Raw genomic sequence first — 19,131 nt, forward strand, 5'->3', positions numbered from 1 at the left:
CCCGGCCGGGCGGCCCGGCGCTGATAGCCGTAGTCCATGCCGCTCCTGACCCGCCGCCTGCGCGCCGCCCTCCTGGCGACCGCCTCGGCCACGCTCGTCGCCGCCGCCCTGCCCGCCCCCGAGCCCCTGGGCATCGGAGACCGGCTCTTCCCCGAACTGGGCAACCCCGGCTACGACGTCCTCGCGTACGACATCGCCCTCACCTACCACGGCAGCAACACCAAGCCCCTGGACGCCGTCACGAAGATCAGGGCCCGTACCACCGCACCGCTGGACCGGATCAACCTCGACTTCGCCCGGGGCGCCGTCCGGGGCGTCGAGGTCGACGGACGCCCCGCCGAGTTCGGCAGCAAGAACGAGGACCTGGTCGTCCGGGCCCCGCGCCGCCTCCCCGCGGGCGTACCGGTGGAGATCACCGTCCGGCACACCAGCGACCCGCGCGGCTCCGGGGACGACGGCGGCTGGGTGCGCACCGCCGACGGGCTCGCCATGGCCAACCAGGCCGACGCCGCCCACCGCGTCTTCCCGAGCAACGACCACCCCTCCGACAAGGCGTACTTCACCTTCCGGATCACCGCCCCCGAGAAGCTGACGGCGGTCGCGGGCGGCCTGCCCGCGGGGAGGACCCGGCACGGAGCCACCACCACCTGGACCTACCGCACCGAGCACCCCATGGCCACCGAGCTGGCCCAGGTCTCCATCGGGACCTCCGCCGTCGCCCACCGCACCGGGCCGCACGGACTGCCGGTGCGCGACGTCGTCCCCGCCGCCGACCGGAAGAAGCTGGAACCCTGGCTGAGGAAGACCCCGGCCCAACTGGAGTGGATGGAGCGGCAGGTCGGCCGCTACCCCTTCGAGGCGTACGGGGTGCTCGTCGCCGACAGCCGCATCGGGTTCGCCCTGGAGACCCAGACGCTCTCGCTGTTCGGCAAGTCGTTCTTCACCGAGCCCGCCTACCCGGAGTGGTACGTCGACTCGGTGATGGTCCACGAGCTCGCCCACCAGTGGTTCGGCAACAGCGTCTCGCCCGCGAGCTGGTCCGACCTGTGGCTCAACGAGGGCCACGCCAGCTGGTACGAGGCCCGGTACGCCGAGGAGCACGGAGGCCCGGCCCTGGAGCGGCGGATGCGCGAGGCGTACCGGCTCTCCGACGGCTGGCGCGCGGACGGCGGCCCTCCGGCGCACCCCGACGGCCCGTCCCCGGGGCAGAAGCTGAGTCTGTTCCGCCCGGTCGTGTACGACGGCAGCGCGCTCGTCCTCTACGCCCTGCGCCAGGAGATCGGGGAGGCCGCCTTCGGCCGGCTGGAGCGTGCCTGGGTCCGGGCGCACCGGGACACCGCGGCGACCACCGCGGACTTCACCCGGCTGGCCTCCCGCGTCGCCGGACGGGACCTGACCGCGTTCTTCGACGGCTGGCTGTACGGGAGGAAGACCCCGCCGATGCCCGGACACCCGGACTGGAGCAGCGCGAAACCCGCGTGACGGGCCCGGTGGGACCGTGCCACTATCGACGCGTCGGCGCGGCGGACCGCCCCGGAGTTCCCGGCAGGGAATCTTCCGGGAGGGTCACGCGTTGTGACGTACGTAAAGACTTCTCTCGACGTAAGGATCCAATGACCTCCTCTTCTTCCCTTCCCCAGGACGCGCAGGACGCGCAGAGCGCCACGGAGAACACCACCGAGAGCCTCACCGAGGCCCGCCGGGCCGACGCCCTGATGGAAGAGGACGTCGCCTGGAGCCACGAGATCGACGGAGCCCGGGACGGCGACCAGCTCGACCGCTCCGAGCGCGCGGCCCTGAGGCGCGTCGCCGGTCTCTCCACGGAGCTCGAGGACGTCACCGAGGTCGAGTACCGCCAGCTGCGCCTGGAGCGCGTCGTGCTGGTGGGCGTCTGGACCTCGGGGACGGTGCACGACGCGGAGATCTCCCTCGCGGAGCTCGCCGCACTCGCCGAGACGGCGGGCGCGCAGGTGCTGGACGCGGTGTACCAGCGGCGCGACAAGCCGGACCCGGCCACCTACATCGGTTCGGGCAAGGCGCTGGAGCTGCGGGACATCGTGCTCGAATCCGGTGCCGACACCGTCGTCTGCGACGGTGAGCTGAGCCCCGGCCAGCTGATCCACCTGGAAGACGTCGTCAAGGTGAAGGTGGTCGACCGGACCGCCCTGATCCTCGACATCTTCGCCCAGCACGCCAAGTCCCGCGAGGGCAAGGCGCAGGTGTCGCTGGCACAGATGCAGTACATGCTGCCGCGGCTGCGCGGCTGGGGTCAGTCGCTCTCCCGCCAGATGGGCGGCGGCGGTTCCAGCGGCGGTGGCGGCATGGCCACCCGTGGTCCCGGTGAGACCAAGATCGAGACGGACCGGCGGCGGATCCGCGAGAAGATGGCGAAGATGCGCCGGGAGATCGCGGAGATGAAGACCGGCCGCGAGATCAAGCGGCAGGAGCGCAAGCGCAACAAGGTGCCCTCCGTCGCCATCGCCGGATACACCAACGCGGGCAAGTCCTCGCTGCTCAACCGCCTGACCGGGGCCGGTGTCCTGGTGGAGAACGCCCTGTTCGCCACTCTGGACCCGACCGTCCGCCGGGCCGAGACGCCGAGCGGCCGCATCTACACGCTGGCCGACACCGTCGGGTTCGTCCGGCATCTGCCGCACCACCTCGTCGAGGCGTTCCGCTCCACGATGGAGGAGGTCGGCGACTCCGATCTCATCCTGCACGTGGTGGACGGCTCGCACCCGGTGCCGGAGGAGCAGCTCGCCGCGGTGCGCGAGGTGATCCGGGACGTCGGCGCGGTGGACGTGCCGGAGATCGTCGTGATCAACAAGGCGGACGCGGCGGATCCGCTGGTCATCCAGCGGCTCCTGCGCAACGAGAAGCACGCCATCGTGGTCTCGGCGAGGACCGGCGAGGGCATCGACGAGCTGCTGGCGCTCATCGACTCCGAGCTGCCCCGGCCGTCCGTCGAGATCGAGGCGCTCGTGCCGTACATCCAGGGGGCGCTGGTCTCCCGGGTGCACGCCGAGGGCGAGGTGCTCTCCGAGGAGCACACCGCCGAGGGCACCCTGCTCAAGGCCCAGGTCCACGAGGAGCTGGCCGCCGAGCTGGAGACCTTCGTCCTCGCCGCGCACTGACGGCGCCCGGACGACAGCGAAGGGCCCGGCCCCGACTCCTCCACGGAGTCGGGGCCGGGCCCTTCGCGCACGCGCCCCGGGGCGTACTTGCCGGTCATCGGCACGAGGACCGGTTCAGTCGCCCGACCCGACCCGACCCGACCCGACCCGACCCGGTTCGACCCGACCCGGCCGCCGACCCGGTCAGGTCGACTGCCAGGTCAGGTCTACTGCCAGGTCCGGCGGTGACGACAGGCCGCACCGCCGGACCCGCCGCCTACTGGCCCGCGTACTTCTCGCTCACCGCGCGGTAGACGCCCTCGGCCTCCTTGCCGAGCCGCGGACCGGCCAGCCAGCCCGCCGTGACCGGGCCGATCGAGGTGTTCGACACCAGCGCGGGCTTGCCGTCCTGACCGGCCGCGACCCAGCCGCCGCCGGAGGAGCCGCCGGTCATCGTGCAGCCGATGCGGTACATCGTCGGCTGGTCCCGGAAGACGGACAGCCGGCCCGGCCTGTCCTCGCACTGGAGCAGCTTCTGGCCGTCGTACGGCGGTGCGGCCGGGTAGCCCGTCGCCGTCATCTCCGCGATCTTCGGCACCGCCGGGGCGTTGAACTCGACCGGCAGCGCCGAACCGACCGTCTCCTCCAGCGACTTGCCGCCCGAGCCCTTCTCCGGCGTCACGCGCAGCACGGCGAAGTCGTACGGCGCGCCCTGGCCGCCGGCCGCCGCGCCCTCGGCGATCCACTGCTCCGAGGTCTGGGCCCACTGGCCCCACCACACACCGTAGGGAGCGATCTTCTCCTTGGGCGCGTTCTCCAGCTCCGCCATGGACAGACCGTCGTTGTTGTAGCCCGGGACGAAGGCGATGTTGCGGTACCAGCCGCCCTTCTTGCCCGCGTGCACACAGTGCCCGGCGGTCCACACCATGTTGGACCTGCCCGGGTTCGCCGGGTCCTTCACCACGGTCGCGGAGCAGACCATCGAGCCCTTCGGGCCGTCGAAGAGCAGCTTCCCGGACTCCGGGGCGTTGTCGTGGTACGGCGTCGCGACACCCGCGGCCCGGACCGGCGCCGGGGTCGGGTCCGTCACGCCGTCGTCACCGGAGATGTCGTTGTCGACCTCGCCCGCCGGGGGCTTGTCGGCCTCCCGCATCCGGTCCGGGTTCCACAGGTCCTCGATGATCGGGTTGACGAAGTCCTTGGCCTCGCGCAGCCACTTGTCCCTGTCCCAGTTCTTCCACTCGCCGTCCCGCCACTTGTCCGGGTCGATCCCGCGCTCCTTGAGCCGGTTCTTCAGATCGTCCGGGATGGTGACCTTGCCACCGCTGCCACCGGACGACTGGTCGGCCGAGGCACTGGGCGTCGTACCGCCCGCGTCGTCCTCCTCCGGACCGCACGCGGTGGCGGTGAGCGCCAGCACGGCGGCGACGGCCGTCGCCGCCAGCGCGGAGGAGCGCGTGCGGCGTACGCGCCTGCCGCCGCGGGCGGTATCGGTCGGGCGAATGGGTCGCATCTGGTGATCCCCCTGGGACTTCGTCACTCGGTACTCGTGCTGCCTTGCGGATGCCACCGGCGCCGGAGCAGACGCTTCCGCCGCCGATGTGCGGCCCCCACTATGCCGGTGCCGATGGTGACGGTGCGCGGCAGGTCCGCGGTTCCGTCGCCGCGAGGATCTTCCGGTGCACCCGTGATCCATCGCGGACGGCGTCGTTGGTACGGACGGGGGACACCAGGACAGCGTTCACTGCCGCGGTGCGTCCGCGCGAAAACGTACCGACGTGCAACGCAACTGTTACCGCAGGAGGATCAAGAGCCGTGTCCGTGACCGAACCCGCGCCGGTGGCGCCGCCGACGACCGCGCACGAAGGCATCCTCCGCCGCCAGACCCTGCGCGAGTCGGCGGCCCGCACCTACGCCCGGTCCCTGCCGATCGTCCCGGTGCGCGCCCGCGGGCTCACCATCGAGGGCGCCGACGGACGGCGCTACCTCGACTGCCTCTCCGGCGCCGGCACCCTGGCCCTCGGCCACAACCACCCGGTCGTCCTCGAAGCGATCCGCAAGGTCATCGACTCCGGCGCGCCCCTGCACGTGCTCGACCTGGCCACCCCGGTCAAGGACGCCTTCACCACCGAGCTGTTCGCCACCCTGCCACGCCGCCTCGCCGAGAACGCCCGCATCCAGTTCTGCGGCCCGGCCGGAACCGACGCCGTCGAGGCCGCGTTCAAGCTGGTCCGCGCCGCGACCGGCCGCACCGGACTGCTGGCCTTCACGGGCGCGTACCACGGGATGACCACCGGCGCCCTCGCCGCTTCCGGCGGTGCGACCGACGTCCGGGTGACCCGGCTGCCCTTCCCGCAGGACTACCGCTGCCCGTTCGGGACCGGCGGCGAGCGCGGGGCCGCGCTCGCCGCCCGCTGGACCGAGCACCTGCTGGACGACCGCAAGGGCGGGGTCCCGGCCCCCGCCGGGATGATCGTGGAACCGGTCCAGGGCGAGGGCGGCGTCAACCCCGCGCCCGACGGCTGGCTGCGCCGCATGCGCGCCATCACCGAGGACCGGTCCATCCCGCTCATCGCCGACGAGGTGCAGACCGGGGTCGGCAGGACCGGCGCCTTCTGGGCCGTCGACCACAGCGGCATCGAGCCCGACGTCATGGTCCTCTCCAAGGCGATCGGCGGCTCCCTGCCCCTCGCCGTCATCGTCTACCGCGCTGAGCTGGATCTTTGGCAGCCGGGCGCGCACGCGGGTACGTTTCGTGGCAACCAGCTCGCCATGGCGGCGGGCGCTGCCACGCTCGCGTTCGTCAGGGAGAATCAACTGGCGGACCGCGCGGCGGTCCTGGGGTCCCGGATGCTCGCCCGTCTGAGGGAACTGAGGGCGCATCACCCGGGAATCGGTGACGTACGGGGGCGCGGACTGATGATCGGCCTGGAGCTGGTGGATCCCGAACGCGCGCCCCTGCCCGCCGAGGCGGGCGACCCCACCCCCGCCCCGCCCCCGGACCCGGCCCTCGCCCTCGCCGTCCAGCAGGAATGCCTGCGCCGCGGACTCATCGTCGAACTGGGCGGCCGGTACGAGGCCGTGGTGCGTCTGCTGCCTCCCCTCACCCTCACCGACGAGCAGGCGGACGCCGTCGTCGACCGTCTCGCCGACGCGCTGGCAGCGGCCGAACGCTCCCCGCACCGTCGGACCACCGCCGGGTCCACCACCTGAACCCGGAATCCCCACAAGGAAGAACGCCGTGAACCCCACCCCCGCACCCGAGGCCGACGGCCCCGGGACCCCCCGGCACCGAGGGCAGGACGGACCGGCCGCCCCCGGCACGGTCGAGGCGACGATCGTGCCCCGCCAGAAATCCCCGCGCGACCCCGGCCTTCCCGCGTACGCGTCCGCCCCGGGCTCCGGCACGGCGACCGGCCGGGGCGTGGCCCCCGACGCGCTCGACGACCCGGACCCGCTGCGGGCCGCCGACGCGGCCGGTACGGAGAGCCTGCTGCGCTGCTGGACCCGGGAGAACGACCTCCCGCGGCCCGAGGGCGACACCCTGCGCATCGCCTTCCCCGCGAGCGGCACCGCCCTCCTCGTGCCCGTCCACCACTGGTCCGCCACCGGGGCCCACCGCTTCGGCGCACCCGCCCTGGAGAACGCCCCCGCCGGCGCCCCGCCCGCCGACGCCGCCACCGTCGCCGTCCTCATCGGGCGCGAGGGCGGCGACGGGAGCGCGGTCGACCTGGTCGCGCGCGTGGCCGACTCCGTACGCCACACCGCCGGCTTCGTCGAACAGCGGCGGCGCACCCCGGAGGACCCCGCCGAGGCCGACCTCTTCCTCACCGCCGAACAGTCCCTGCTGCTCGGCCACCCCCTCCACCCCACGCCCAAGAGCCGCGAAGGACTCTCCGAGACGGAGGCCCGCCGCTACTCGCCCGAGATCCACGGCTCCTTCCCGCTCCACTGGTTCGCCGTCGACCGGTCGCTGGCCGCCACCGACTCCGCCTGGACCGAGGACGGCCCGGCCACCGCCGAGGAGCTGCTCGCCCCGCACGCCGCAGGGCTGAGCACGCCCCCCGGCACCGTCGCCGTCCCCGTACACCCCTGGCAGGCCGCCGACCTGCTCCACCGCCCCCAGGTCCGCGCCCTCGCCGAGGCCGGTCTGATCCACGACCTCGGCCCGCACGGCGAGCACTGGCACCCCACTTCCTCCATCCGCACCGTGCACCGGCCCGGGGCGCGGGTCATGCTCAAGCTCTCCCTCGGCGTACGCATCACCAACTCCCGCCGGGAGAACCTCCGCAAGGAACTGCACCGGGGCGTCGAGGTCTACCGGCTGCTGTCGACCGGCCTCGCCGCGAGCTGGCAGCGGGAGCACCCCGGCTTCGACATCGTCCGGGACCCGGCCTGGCTCGCCGTGGACGACACCGAGGGCGTCCCCGTCACGGGGCTCGACGTGGTGCTCCGCCACAACCCCTTCGGTCCGGGCGACGACGCCGCCTGCATCGCCGGCCTCACCGCCCTGCGCCCGCGTCCCGGCCACCCCGGCATGCGCTCCCGGCTCGCGGAGGTCGTCTCCGGTCTGACCACCCGCACCGGCCTCACCGCCGCCGAGGTCTGTGCCGAATGGTTCCGCCGCTACCTCCAGCACGTCGTGCGCCCCGTGCTCTGGCTCGACGCCCACGGCGGCGTCGCCCTCGAAGCCCACCAGCAGAACACGATCGTCCTGCTCGACCCGGACGGCTGGCCCGTCGGAGGCCGCTACCGGGACAACCAGGGCTACTACTTCCGCGAATCCCGCCGGGCCGAGCTGGACAAGCGGCTTCCCGGCATCGGCTCCGTCAGCGACACCTTCGTCTCCGACCCGGTCACCGACGAACGGTTCGCCTACTACCTGGGCATCAACAACGTCCTCGGGCTCATCGGCGCGTTCGGATCGCAACGCCTCGCCGACGAACGGGAACTCCTCGCGGTGCTGCGCCGGTTCCTCACCGAGACCGCGGAACTGGGCTCGCCCCTGCCCGCGTACCTCCTGGACAACCGCCAACTGCGCTGCAAGGCCAACCTGCTGACCCGCCTGCATGGACTCGACGAGCTGGTCGGACCGGTCGACACCCAGTCGGTGTACGTCACCATCGCCAACCCGCTGCACGGCTGAGCACCCGCACCAGGCAGACTCCGAGCCACCGCCCCGGAGCAGCCCACCGACCGAACCCGGTCCAGAGAGGAGAGCGCCACCATGCCTCCCGCCGACGCCTCAGCGGAACCCGGCACCGCGCCCGACGGCGGGAGCACCGGCGTCGAGGACACACTCGACCTGCGGCTCACCGAGGAACTCCTCGCGATGATCGCCGAGGAACGCGGCTCCGCGACGGCCCGCACCCCTGTCCCGAGCGAGCTGCTGGGCGACCCGGGGAGCTGGCCGCCCGCGCGGACGACGGCGGGGGAGTTCGCCCTCCTCCTCGTCCGGCCCGAACGCGATCTCCCCGTGCTCAGCCGCTGGATGAACGATCCGGCGGTGGCGGCCTTCTGGGAGCTCGCCGGGCCGGAGTCCGTCACCGCGGACCACCTCAGGATCCAGCTCGAAGGCGACGGCCGGAGCATCCCCTGCCTGGGGGTGCTCGACGGCACACCGATGAGCTACTGGGAGATCTACCGCGCCGACCTCGACCCGCTCGCCCGCCACTACCCGGCCCGCCCGCACGACACCGGCGTCCACCTCCTCATCGGGGGCGTACGGAATCGCGGCCGGGGCGTGGGCACCACCCTCATCCGCGCCGTCGCCGACCTCGTCCTGGACAACCTGCCGCGCTGCGGGCGGGTCGTCGCCGAGCCGGACCTGCGCAACACCCCGTCCGTCTCCGCGTTCCTCGGCGCCGGCTTCCGCTTCTCCGCCGAAGTGGACCTCCCCGACAAGCGTGCCGCGCTGATGATCCGCGACCGAACGTACCGAGACCAGCTGTGACCCACTCGCCGCACCTTCCACACCGCTCGAACCCCACAGGTTCCATCCGGAGGAGTCCCCGTGCCGATATATCCCACGAGCCGTGACGCAGCCGAGTCCCCGCGGCTGTTCAGCCCTCCGGAGCTGGACCGACAGATCTGGGACCGGGCCGCCGCACGGCTCCTCGCCAAGATGCTCGGCGAGTTCGCCTACGAGAAGATCATCGAGCCCGTCCCCGACTCCGGGACCGGCGGACTCCACCGGCTGACACTCGACGACGGGGGAGCGCTCACCTTCACCGTCCGGCGCGGTGCGTACGGCAGTTGGCGCGTCGATCCCGATTCGATCGAGGTCGCCGACCGGCCCGCGACGGCCCACGCCAACGGCAGCCCGGTCACCGCGTCCACCGGCTCCTCGCCCGGCGGTGGCGCAACTACTGATACCGCAACCACCGGTGTCGCTTCCGCCGCTGCGGCCTCCACCCGTGCCGGGCACGCCGCGGCGCACGCCGAGAGCGCTCCCACGGCCGCGTACGCCGACGCCCACGCCGCCGCGCCGTCGCAGGCGGCCGCGCACGCCGTCGCGCCGCCGCACGCGGACCCGCGCACGGCGGCTCCCGTCAACGGCACCGGCCCGGCGCCCGCCGCCCGCCCGTTCCGCGACCCGCTGACGTTCCTCGTCCGGGCGCGCGACCTCCTCGGGCTCGACGGCACGACCCTCGGCCACCTCATACGCGAGCTGACCCGGACGCTCTCCGCCGACGCCCGGCTCGACCACACCGCCCTCACCGCCGACCGGCTCGCCGCGCTCGACTACGCGGAGCTGGAGGGCCACCAGACCGGCCACCCCTGGCTGGTCGCCAGCATGGGACGGCTCGGCTTCTCGGCCGCCGACGCCGACCGTTTCACCCCCGAGACCCGCACCCCGCTCCGGCTGCCATGGATCGCGGTCAGCACCCGCCTCGCGCGGTTCCGGGGTGTGGGCCGCGTCGCCACCCCCGAGGAGCTGTACGCCGGAGAGCTCGACGCGGACGTCAGGGACGCCTTCGCCGACGTCCTGCGGGCCGGCGGACACGATCCACGCGACTACCTCTACCTCCCGGTGCACCCCTGGCAGTGGGACGAGTGGATCGTCCCGCTCTTCGCCCCGGCCATCGCGGACGGCGACATCGTCGCCCTGCACACGGACGGCGACACCCGGCTCCCGCAGCAGTCGATCCGCACGTTCGCCAATGTGGCACGGCCCGAACGGCACACGGTGAAGCTGCCGCTCTCCATCCTCAACACCCTGGTCTGGCGCGGCCTGCCGACCGAACGGACCCTCGCCGCCCCGGCGGTCACCGCCTGGGTCCAGGGGCTGTGCGAGGCCGACCCGTTCCTCCGCGACACCTGCCGGGTCGTCCTCCTCGGAGAGGTCGCCTCCGTCGCCGTCGAGCACCCCCTCTACGACCACCTCCCCGGAGTGCCCTACCAGTACAAGGAGTTGCTCGGCGCGATCTGGCGGGAGCCGCTCCCGCCCCGCCTCGCCCCGGGCGAACGGGCCCGTACGCTCGCCTCCCTCCTGCACACGGACCCGGCGGGCCGCGCCTTCACCGCGGAGCTGGTCGAGCGCTCCGGGCTGGCTCCGGAGGTCTGGCTGAAGCGGCTGTTCGCCGCGCTGCTGCCACCCCTGCTCCACTTCCTCTACCGCTACGGCACCGTCTTCTCCCCGCACGGCGAGAACGCCATCGTCGTCTTCGACGAGAACGACGTGCCCGTACGGCTCGCCATCAAGGACTTCGTGGACGACGTCAACGTCAGCGCCCACCCGCTGCCGGAGCACGCCACCATGCCGGACGAGGTGCGCGACGTCCTCCTCACCGAAGCGCCGTCCTTCCTCACCCAGTTCATCCACTCCGGCCTCTTCGTCGGCGTCTTCCGCTACCTCGCACCGCTGTGCGAGGAACAGCTCGGGGTCGCCGAGGACGACTTCTGGTCACTCGTCCGGGCGGAGATCGTCCGCCACCACGCCCGCTTCCCGGAGCTGAAGGAGCGGTTCGAGCTGTTCGACATGCTCACCCCGGAGATCGAGCGCCTCTGCCTGAACCGCAACCGCCTGCTCGTCGACGGCTACCGGGACCGCGACAGCCGCCCGCACGCGGCGGTCCACGGCACCGTCCCCAACCCCCTGCACCCCTCCGTCCGCGTCCGGGAGTGATCGCCGTTGTCAGTGGTGCGCCGTAGGGTGGTCGGGCTATGACGAAGCCATCCCTCCCCGAGCTCCTGCACGCCGCCGTGACCGCCGTCGGCGGTACGGAACGGCCCGGCCAGGTCACCATGGCCGAAGCCGTCGCCGAGGCCGTCGACGACCAATCCCATCTGCTCGTCCAGGCCGGCACCGGTACGGGCAAGTCGCTCGGCTACCTGGTGCCGGCCCTGGCGCACGGGGAGCGGGTCGTCGTGGCCACGGCCACCCTGGCCCTCCAGCGGCAGCTCGTGGAGCGCGACCTGCCGCGCACGGTCGAGTCCCTGCATCCGCTGCTGCGCCGCCGGCCGCAGTTCGCCATGCTCAAGGGCCGGTCGAACTACCTCTGCCTGCACCGGCTCCACGAGGGTGTCCCGCAGGACGAGGAGGAGGGGCTGTTCGACCAGTTCGAGGCGGCGGCCCCGTCCAGCAAGCTGGGGCAGGACCTGCTGCGGCTGCGGGACTGGTCGGACGACACGGAGACGGGCGACCGGGACGATCTGACGCCCGGCGTCTCGGACCGGGCGTGGGCGCAGGTCTCGGTCTCCTCGCGGGAGTGCCTGGGCGCGTCGAAGTGCGCGTACGGGGCCGAGTGCTTCGCCGAGGCGGCGCGCGAGCGGGCGAAGCTGGCGGACGTGGTCGTCACCAACCACGCGCTGCTCGCGATCGACGCCATCGAGGGCGCCCCGGTGCTCCCCTCCCACGAGGTCCTGATCGTCGACGAGGCCCATGAGCTGGTCTCCCGGGTCACCGGTGTCGCCACCGGCGAGCTGACCCCGGCCCAGGTCAACCGCGCGGTCCGCCGGGCGGCGAAGCTGGTGAACGAGAAGGCCGCCGACGCCCTGCTCACCGCGGCCGAGGGGTTCGAGCGGGTCATGGAGCTGGCGCTGCCCGGACGGCTCGAAGAGGTGCCCGAGGACCTGGGGTACGCGCTGATGGCGTTGCGCGACGCGGCGCGCACGGTGATCTCCGCGATCGGCGCCACCCGGGACAAGTCGGTGGAGGACGAGAACGCCGTCCGCAAGCAGGCCCTCGCCTCGGTCGAGTCGATCCACGGCGTCGCGGAGCGCATCACGCAGGGCTCCGAGTACGACGTCGTCTGGTACGAGCAGCACGACCGGTTCGGGGCCTCCGTCCGGGTCGCGCCGCTCTCCGTGTCGGGGCTGCTGCGCGAGAAGCTGTTCGCCGAGCGGTCGGTGGTGCTGACCTCGGCCACCCTCAAGCTGGGCGGCGACTTCAACGGGGTGGGCGCGTCGCTCGGGCTGGCCCCCGAGGGCACGGCGGGCGAGGACGTACCGCAGTGGAAGGGGCTGGACGTCGGCTCCCCGTTCGACTACCCGAAGCAGGGCATCCTCTACGTCGCCCGGCATCTGAACACCCCGGGCCGCGAGGGCTCCCGTACGGACATGCTGGACGAGCTGGCGGAGCTGGTGGAGGCGGCCGGCGGCCGCACGCTGGGGCTCTTCTCCTCGATGCGGGGCGCGAAGGCGGCGGCCGAGGAGCTGCGGGGCCGACTGGACAAGCCGATCCTCCTCCAGGGCGAGGAGACGCTCGGCGAACTGATCAAGAACTTCGCGGCCGATCCGGAGACCTGCCTCTTCGGCACCCTGTCCCTCTGGCAGGGGGTGGACGTCCCCGGGCCGAGCTGCCAGCTGGTGGTGATGGACCGGATCCCGTTCCCCCGGCCGGACGACCCGCTGATGAGCGCCCGGCAGAAGGCGGTCGAGGAGGCCGGTGGCAACGGCTTCATGGCGGTGGCGGCCACGCACGCGGCCCTGCTGATGGCCCAGGGAGCGGGCCGGCTGGTCCGCGCGACGGGTGACAAGGGCGTCGTCGCCGTGCTGGACCCCCGCCTCGCCAACGCGCGGTACGGCAGCTATCTGCGCGCCTCGCTGCCGGACTTCTGGTACACCACCGACCGGAACCAGGCGCGCCGCTCCCTGGCAGCCATCGACGCCAAGGCGAAGGCGGACGGCGCGTAGGCCGGAGAGGGCGCGGGGCATTGAACACCGGGGCGGGAGAAGCCGAAGCCGCCCCGGGCGCGACGCAGCCCCGGGCCGTGACCGGGCCGGGGCATGACGAAGCCCCGGGACCGACGTCGTGCTGGACGTCCTAGGCAGAGATCCCGGGGCCGGAAGCCGTGACCGACGCTCTCCTCAGACCCGCCGCAGCACGGCGACCACCTTGCCGAGGATGGTCGCCTCGTCGCCGGGGATCGGCTGGTACGCGGCGTTGTGCGGGAGCAGCCACACGTGGCCGTCCTCCCGGCGGAAGCGCTTGACCGTCGCCTCGCCGTCGAGCATGGCGGCGACGATGTCCCCGTTCTCCGCGACGGGCTGGCGGCGGACGGTGACCCAGTCGCCGTCGCAGATCGCGGCCTCGATCATCGAGTCGCCGACGACCTTCAGCACGAACAGCTCACCGTCGCCGACGAGCTGGCGGGGGAGGGGGAAGACGTCCTCGACGGACTCCTCGGCGAGGATCGGGCCACCGGCCGCGATCCGGCCCACCAGCGGCACGTAGGACGCGGCGGGCTTGCCCGTGGTGTCGGTGGGCTGGGTGCTGGGCTGGTCCGATCCGCGCACCTCGTAGGCGCGGGGCCGGTGCGGATCCCGGCGGAGGAAGCCCTTGCGCTCCAGGGCCATCAGCTGGTGGGCGACGGACGAGGTGCTGGACAGGCCCACCGCCTGACCGATCTCCCGCATGGAAGGCGGGTATCCCCGCCGCTGCACGGAGTCGCGGATGACCTCGATGACCCGCCGCTGCCGGTCGGTGAGCCCGGAGCTGTCCGCCCGGATGCCCGGGGGCCTGCCGGGCATGGAGCGCCCGGAGCGTGCGGGATCGGGCCCGTCGGCGTTCGTGAGTGCGTCGTTCATGGCATGCACCGGCTCAAGTCGGCTCTGGGAGCGGTGGTCCCGGGCGGTGATGGTGGCGCTGTCTGCGGTGGTGGTCACGTCGGCCCCTCTCGAATGTTCTCCCTAGCTGGACAACGGTAGTAGCTTTCGAAAGGTTGCGCCAAACACACGTTCGAGTGAAAAACGAAAAAAGGGGTGCCGTGGCGGTGGTGAGGGGTGTATGAGCGACACAGGCGCGGGCCCCTCCGGCCGGCCACGCGCCGGTGCCCCGGCGACTCGGCGGCCCCGCGTCTCCCGTACCCTCTTCTCTGGCCCGGAGCCCCGGCGGGCAGGCCCCGCAGCGACCTCTCCGTGAGGTCCGGCGCGCGACACGCGCTAGGGCCCAAAATCCGACTCAACCCTAGATCTAGTGGTTGGATTGCTCCGGTCGCCCAGAAGTTGTGGTCTCGGTTCATTCGCGCCGTGAGCATCGCCTATGCTGGGGACTGCTTCCAGCGGCCCGGGAACGGGCCTGACGAGGCTATTCAGTCGTGCGTGTGAAGGAGGGTTGGGAGCCATGCACTGCCCCTTCTGCAGGCACCCCGACAGCAGGGTCGTCGACAGTCGCACCACCGACGACGGGACCTCGATCCGTCGCCGCCGGCAGTGCCCCGACTGCTCCCGCCGTTTCACCACGGTGGAGACCTGTTCGCTGATGGTGGTCAAGCGCAGCGGCGTGACCGAGCCCTTCAGCCGCACCAAGGTCATCTCCGGCGTCCGCAAGGCATGCCAGGGACGGCCCGTCACCGAGGACGCCCTCGCCAAACTCGGCCAGCGGGTCGAGGAGGCGGTGCGCGCCACCGGCAGCGCCGAGCTGACCACCCACGACGTGGGACTGGCCATCCTCGGACCCCTGCAGGAACTCGACGTCGTCGCGTACCTGCGCTTCGCGTCCGTCTACCGGGCGTTCGATTCCCTGGAGGACTTCGAGACCGCCATCGTGGAACTGCGCGCGCAGCGCCCTTCCACGGAGGACCTCGGGAGCGGCGGGACCCCCGAGGTTCCCGCGCCCGCCATCGCCGCCGACTGAAGCGGCACCCCGCCCGGGACGCCCGCGCCCGCAGACACCGTGCTGCGGACCGGCGACGGGGCGGCACGAGATGTGCTTCCGGCTGCCCAGCGCGGCGTCCGGAGCATCGGACACACATTGTGCCTGGGAAGATCTGGGCACTTCAGGGCGTTTTCGCCCACATATGGGAGGCGGCATGACAGAGACGGCGAGCGGCCCGGCACGAGGTTCCCGCACCAAGGGCGCCAAGGCGAGCAAGGGTCTGCGTATCGAGCGCATCCACACCACCCCCGGCGTGCACCCGTACGACGAGGTGTCGTGGGAGCGCCGTGACGTCGTCATGACCAACTGGCGCGACGGCTCGATCAACTTCGAGCAGCGTGGCGTCGAGTTCCCCGACTTCTGGTCGGTGAACGCGGTCAACATCGTCACCAGCAAGTACTTCCGCGGCGCCGTCGGCACGCCGCAGCGCGAGACCGGTCTCAAGCAGCTGATCGACCGGATCGTGAAGACGTACCGGAAGGCCGGCGAGGACAACGGCTACTTCGCCTCTCCCGCGGACGCCGAGATCTTCGAGCACGAGCTGGCCCACGCCCTCCTGCACCAGGTCTTCAGCTTCAACTCCCCGGTCTGGTTCAACGTCGGCACGCCCCAGCCGCAGCAGGTCTCCGCCTGCTTCATCCTGGCCGTCGACGACTCCATGGAGTCGATCCTCGACTGGTACAAGGAAGAGGGGATGATCTTCAAGGGCGGCTCCGGCGCCGGTCTGAACCTCTCCCGCATCCGCTCCTCCAAGGAACTGCTCTCCTCCGGCGGCAACGCCTCGGGACCGGTCTCGTTCATGCGCGGCGCCGACGCGTCCGCCGGAACGATCAAGTCGGGCGGCGCCACCCGCCGTGCGGCCAAGATGGTCATCCTCGACGTCGACCACCCCGACATCGAGAACTTCATCGAGACCAAGGTGAAGGAGGAGGAGAAGATCCGCGCCCTGCGCGACGCGGGCTTCGACATGGACCTGGGCGGCGACGACATCACGTCCGTCCAGTACCAGAACGCCAACAACTCGGTCCGGGTGAACGACGAGTTCATGAAGGCCGTCGAGGCCGGCGGCAAGTTCGGGCTGCGCGCCCGGATGACCGGCGACGTCATCGAAGAGGTCGAGGCCAAGTCCCTCTTCCGCAAGATGGCCGAGGCCGCCTGGGCCTGCGCCGACCCCGGCATCCAGTACGACGACACCATCAACGCCTGGCACACCTGCCCGGAGTCCGGCCGGATCAACGGCTCGAACCCGTGCAGCGAGTACATGCACCTGGACAACACCTCGTGTAACCTCGCCTCGCTGAACCTGATGAAGTTCCTCAAGGACGACGGCCTGGGCAACCAGTCCTTCGAGTCCGAGCGCTTCTCCAAGGTCGTCGAGCTGGTCATCACCGCGATGGACATCTCGATCTGCTTCGCGGACTTCCCCACGCAGAAGATCGGCGAGAACACCCGCGCCTTCCGCCAGCTGGGCATCGGCTACGCCAACCTCGGCGCCCTCCTGATGGCGACCGGCCACGCGTACGACAGCGACGGCGGCCGCGCGCTCGCCGGTGCCATCACCTCGCTGATGACCGGCACCTCCTACAAGCGCTCCGCCGAGCTGGCCGCGGTCGTCGGCCCGTACGACGGCTACGCCCGCAACGCCGAGCCGCACCAGCGCGTCATGAAGCAGCACGCCGACGCCAACGCCAAGGCCGTCCACATCGACGACCTGGACTCCCCGGTCTGGGCCGCCGCGACGGAGGCCTGGCAGGACGTGATCCGGCTCGGCGCGAAGAACGGCTTCCGCAACGCGCAGGCATCGGTCATCGCGCCCACCGGCACCATCGGTCTCGCGATGTCCTGCGACACCACCGGCCTGGAGCCCGACCTCGCCCTGGTCAAGTTCAAGAAGCTGGTCGGCGGCGGCTCGATGCAGATCGTCAACGGCACGGTGCCGCAGGCGCTGCGCCGCCTCGGCTACCAGCCCGAGCAGATCGAGGCGATCGTCGCCCACATCGCCGAGAACGGCAACGTGGTCGACGCCCCCGGCCTGAAGACCGAGCACTACGAGGTCTTCGACTGCGCCATGGGCGAGCGCTCCATCTCCGCGATGGGCCACGTCCGGATGATGGCGGCCATCCAGCCGTGGATCTCCGGCGCGCTCTCCAAGACGGTGAACCTCCCCGAGACGGCCACCGTCGAGGACGTCGAGGAGGTCTACTTCGAGGCGTGGAAGATGGGCGTCAAGGCGCTCGCGATCTACCGCGACAACTGCAAGGTCGGCCAGCCCCTCTCCGCCAAGACCAAGGAGAAGGAGAAGGAAGAGGTCACCGCGAAGGCCGAGGAGACCATCCGCGAGGCGGTCGAGAAGGTCGTCGAGTACCGCCCGGTCCGCAAGCGCCTCCCCAAGGGCCGTCCCGGCATCACCACCTCCTTCACGGTGGGCGGCGCCGAGGGCTACATGACCGCCAACTCCTACCCGGACGACGGTCTCGGCGAGGTCTTCCTGAAGATGTCCAAGCAGGGCTCGACCCTCGCGGGCATGATGGACGCCTTCTCCATCGCCGTCTCGGTGGGCCTGCAGTACGGCGTCCCGCTGGAGACGTACGTCTCGAAGTTCACCAACATGCGCTTCGAGCCGGCCGGCATGACGGACGACCCGGACGTGCGGATGGCGCAGTCGATCGTCGACTACATCTTCCGCCGCCTGGCGCTCGACTTCCTGCCCTTCGAGACCCGCTCCGCCCTCGGCATCCACTCCGCCGAGGAGCGCCAGCGCCACCTGGACACCGGCAGCTACGAGCCCGTGTTCGAGGCGGAGGAGATGGACACGGACGGGCTTGCCCAGTCGGCCCCGGTCCACGCCGAGCCCCTGAAGGCGGTCCCGGCCCCCGCCGAGCCCGCGAAGGCGGCGCCGAAGACCGCGCACACCTCGGCCGAACTGGTCGAGATGCAGCTCGGCATCAGCGCCGACGCCCCGCTCTGCTTCTCCTGCGGGACCAAGATGCAGCGCGCGGGATCCTGCTACATCTGCGAGGGCTGCGGCTCGACCAGCGGCTGCAGCTGACCCGAGCGGAACCGCGCGCACCGCGTGACGCGTAGCTGACGTGGGTCACGAAGGGGACCGGCCACCGGCCGGTCCCCTTCGGCGTACCGCCCCGGGTTGTCCGGAACTGGCCGATGTCACCCCGCGGCGGCCAGACGTCCCATCTCCGCGGCGAACGCGTCGGGCTCACCGTCGAAACCGCGGACGACCGAGCGGAACCCCCAGAGCCCCGACCCGTCACGGGTGAACTCCCCGACGATCGCGGCGGTCGCCCCGGCCACGCCGGAGAAGTCGTTCTCGGCCAGCTTCGTGTAGCCCTCCGCGATCTCCATCGCCGTACTCCCTATGTCGCCGAAGGCCTTGCGGCCGTCGCGCTGCTGGATGGCGACGCCGACCACCACCCGCCCGTACCGCTCCGCCAGCCGGTACAGCTCGATGGTCATGACCTCGTCGAAACCGAAACCCTGCCCGGTACGGCTGTCCCGGTTCAGCGCGATGGTGCCGTCGGGCGAGCGGCTGTCGAAATGCACCAGGTAGGCGGGGTCGCCGTACTGCTGGTCGGCCGGATAGGTGGCCGCGATGATGTCGAGGTCGTTGGCGGCCGCCCCGTGCGGGCTCGGGTCCCATTTGACCCGTACCTCGACCTTCTCGATGTCCTTGTTCGGAGTGCTCAAGGGACTCCCCTCCCGGCCGACGGCCCGCGGGCCGTGCTCATCACCCGACACACGATCACCCGATCATGTACGGAACCGGCCGCGGAACCAACTGCCCGGTTCCGGGACGGCACATTCGGGCCATTCGGCGGCCGGGCGGCCCGGTAGCCCGGTCGACGCCCGTGCCCGGGAACACGGCCTCGCCCGCCTCCCCGTTACCGCACCGCGGCCCCGGCC

General features: G+C 71.9%; 12 protein-coding genes. 9 read left to right on the forward strand and 3 right to left on the reverse strand.

Going from position 1 to position 19,131, the window contains the following annotated elements; translation table 11 throughout:
- Positions 1-36: 36 nt before the first annotated feature.
- Both IF19_RS0126875 and hflX read left to right on the forward strand, forming a co-directional pair.
- Entirely contained in the window at positions 37-1,482 is a 1,446-nt protein-coding gene (locus IF19_RS0126875; RefSeq protein WP_030117477.1) for a M1 family metallopeptidase, read from the forward strand.
- A 131-nt stretch (positions 1,483-1,613) separates the two neighbouring features.
- The gene (gene hflX, locus IF19_RS0126880; protein ID WP_030117476.1) at positions 1,614-3,134 is read left to right on the forward strand and encodes a GTPase HflX; all 1,521 of its coding nucleotides are present in this window, start codon (positions 1,614-1,616) and stop codon (positions 3,132-3,134) included.
- A gap of 256 nt (positions 3,135-3,390) precedes the next feature.
- Here the strand turns inward: hflX and IF19_RS0126885 are convergent, their stop codons facing one another.
- A complete protein-coding gene (locus IF19_RS0126885; protein WP_030119777.1) occupies positions 3,391-4,626 on the reverse strand; it encodes a trypsin-like serine peptidase in 1,236 nt (411 codons plus the stop codon).
- Between the two features lie 302 nt (positions 4,627-4,928).
- On the opposite strand from IF19_RS0126885, the gene IF19_RS0126890 reads away from it, so the two are divergent.
- The 5 genes from IF19_RS0126890 (at position 4,929) to IF19_RS0126910 (ending at position 13,250) form a co-directional block, all read left to right on the forward strand.
- The gene (locus IF19_RS0126890; protein ID WP_030117474.1) at positions 4,929-6,326 is read left to right on the forward strand and encodes a diaminobutyrate--2-oxoglutarate transaminase family protein; all 1,398 of its coding nucleotides are present in this window, start codon (positions 4,929-4,931) and stop codon (positions 6,324-6,326) included.
- A 28-nt stretch (positions 6,327-6,354) separates the two neighbouring features.
- Positions 6,355-8,259 carry an IucA/IucC family protein gene (locus IF19_RS0126895; RefSeq protein WP_030119778.1) on the forward strand — a complete coding sequence of 635 codons (1,905 nt, stop codon included), beginning with the start codon at positions 6,355-6,357 and terminating at the stop codon, positions 8,257-8,259.
- Positions 8,260-8,340: 81 nt separating this feature from the next.
- Positions 8,341-9,066: a GNAT family N-acetyltransferase gene (locus tag IF19_RS0126900; protein WP_030117471.1), complete on the forward strand. Its 726-nt coding sequence runs from the start codon at positions 8,341-8,343 to the stop codon at positions 9,064-9,066.
- A gap of 60 nt (positions 9,067-9,126) precedes the next feature.
- Positions 9,127-11,241 carry an IucA/IucC family protein gene (locus IF19_RS0126905; protein ID WP_030119779.1) on the forward strand — a complete coding sequence of 705 codons (2,115 nt, stop codon included), beginning with the start codon at positions 9,127-9,129 and terminating at the stop codon, positions 11,239-11,241.
- Positions 11,242-11,279: 38 nt separating this feature from the next.
- Positions 11,280-13,250, forward strand: a complete 1,971-nt coding sequence (locus tag IF19_RS0126910; protein ID WP_030117468.1) for an ATP-dependent DNA helicase — start codon at positions 11,280-11,282, stop codon at positions 13,248-13,250.
- A gap of 174 nt (positions 13,251-13,424) precedes the next feature.
- Here IF19_RS0126910 and lexA read toward each other — a convergent pair whose 3' ends face one another.
- Positions 13,425-14,222, reverse strand: coding sequence for a transcriptional repressor LexA (lexA, locus tag IF19_RS0126915; protein WP_030117467.1), 798 nt, complete (start codon positions 14,220-14,222; stop codon positions 13,425-13,427).
- Positions 14,223-14,679: 457 nt separating this feature from the next.
- On the opposite strand from lexA, the gene nrdR reads away from it, so the two are divergent.
- Together nrdR and IF19_RS0126925 are read left to right on the forward strand one after the other, a co-directional pair.
- Entirely contained in the window at positions 14,680-15,192 is a 513-nt protein-coding gene (gene nrdR / locus IF19_RS0126920; RefSeq protein WP_030117466.1) for a transcriptional regulator NrdR, read from the forward strand.
- Positions 15,193-15,367: 175 nt separating this feature from the next.
- A complete protein-coding gene (locus IF19_RS0126925; RefSeq protein ID WP_030117465.1) occupies positions 15,368-18,262 on the forward strand; it encodes a vitamin B12-dependent ribonucleotide reductase in 2,895 nt (964 codons plus the stop codon).
- Between the two features lie 116 nt (positions 18,263-18,378).
- Here the strand turns inward: IF19_RS0126925 and IF19_RS0126930 are convergent, their stop codons facing one another.
- Positions 18,379-18,915, reverse strand: coding sequence for a TerD family protein (locus IF19_RS0126930; protein WP_030117464.1), 537 nt, complete (start codon positions 18,913-18,915; stop codon positions 18,379-18,381).
- Positions 18,916-19,131: the final 216 nt, after the last annotated feature.

The sequence above is a fragment of the Streptomyces californicus genome (genome assembly GCF_000717645.1).
Taxonomy (GTDB): Bacteria; Actinomycetota; Actinomycetes; order Streptomycetales; family Streptomycetaceae; genus Streptomyces; species Streptomyces californicus.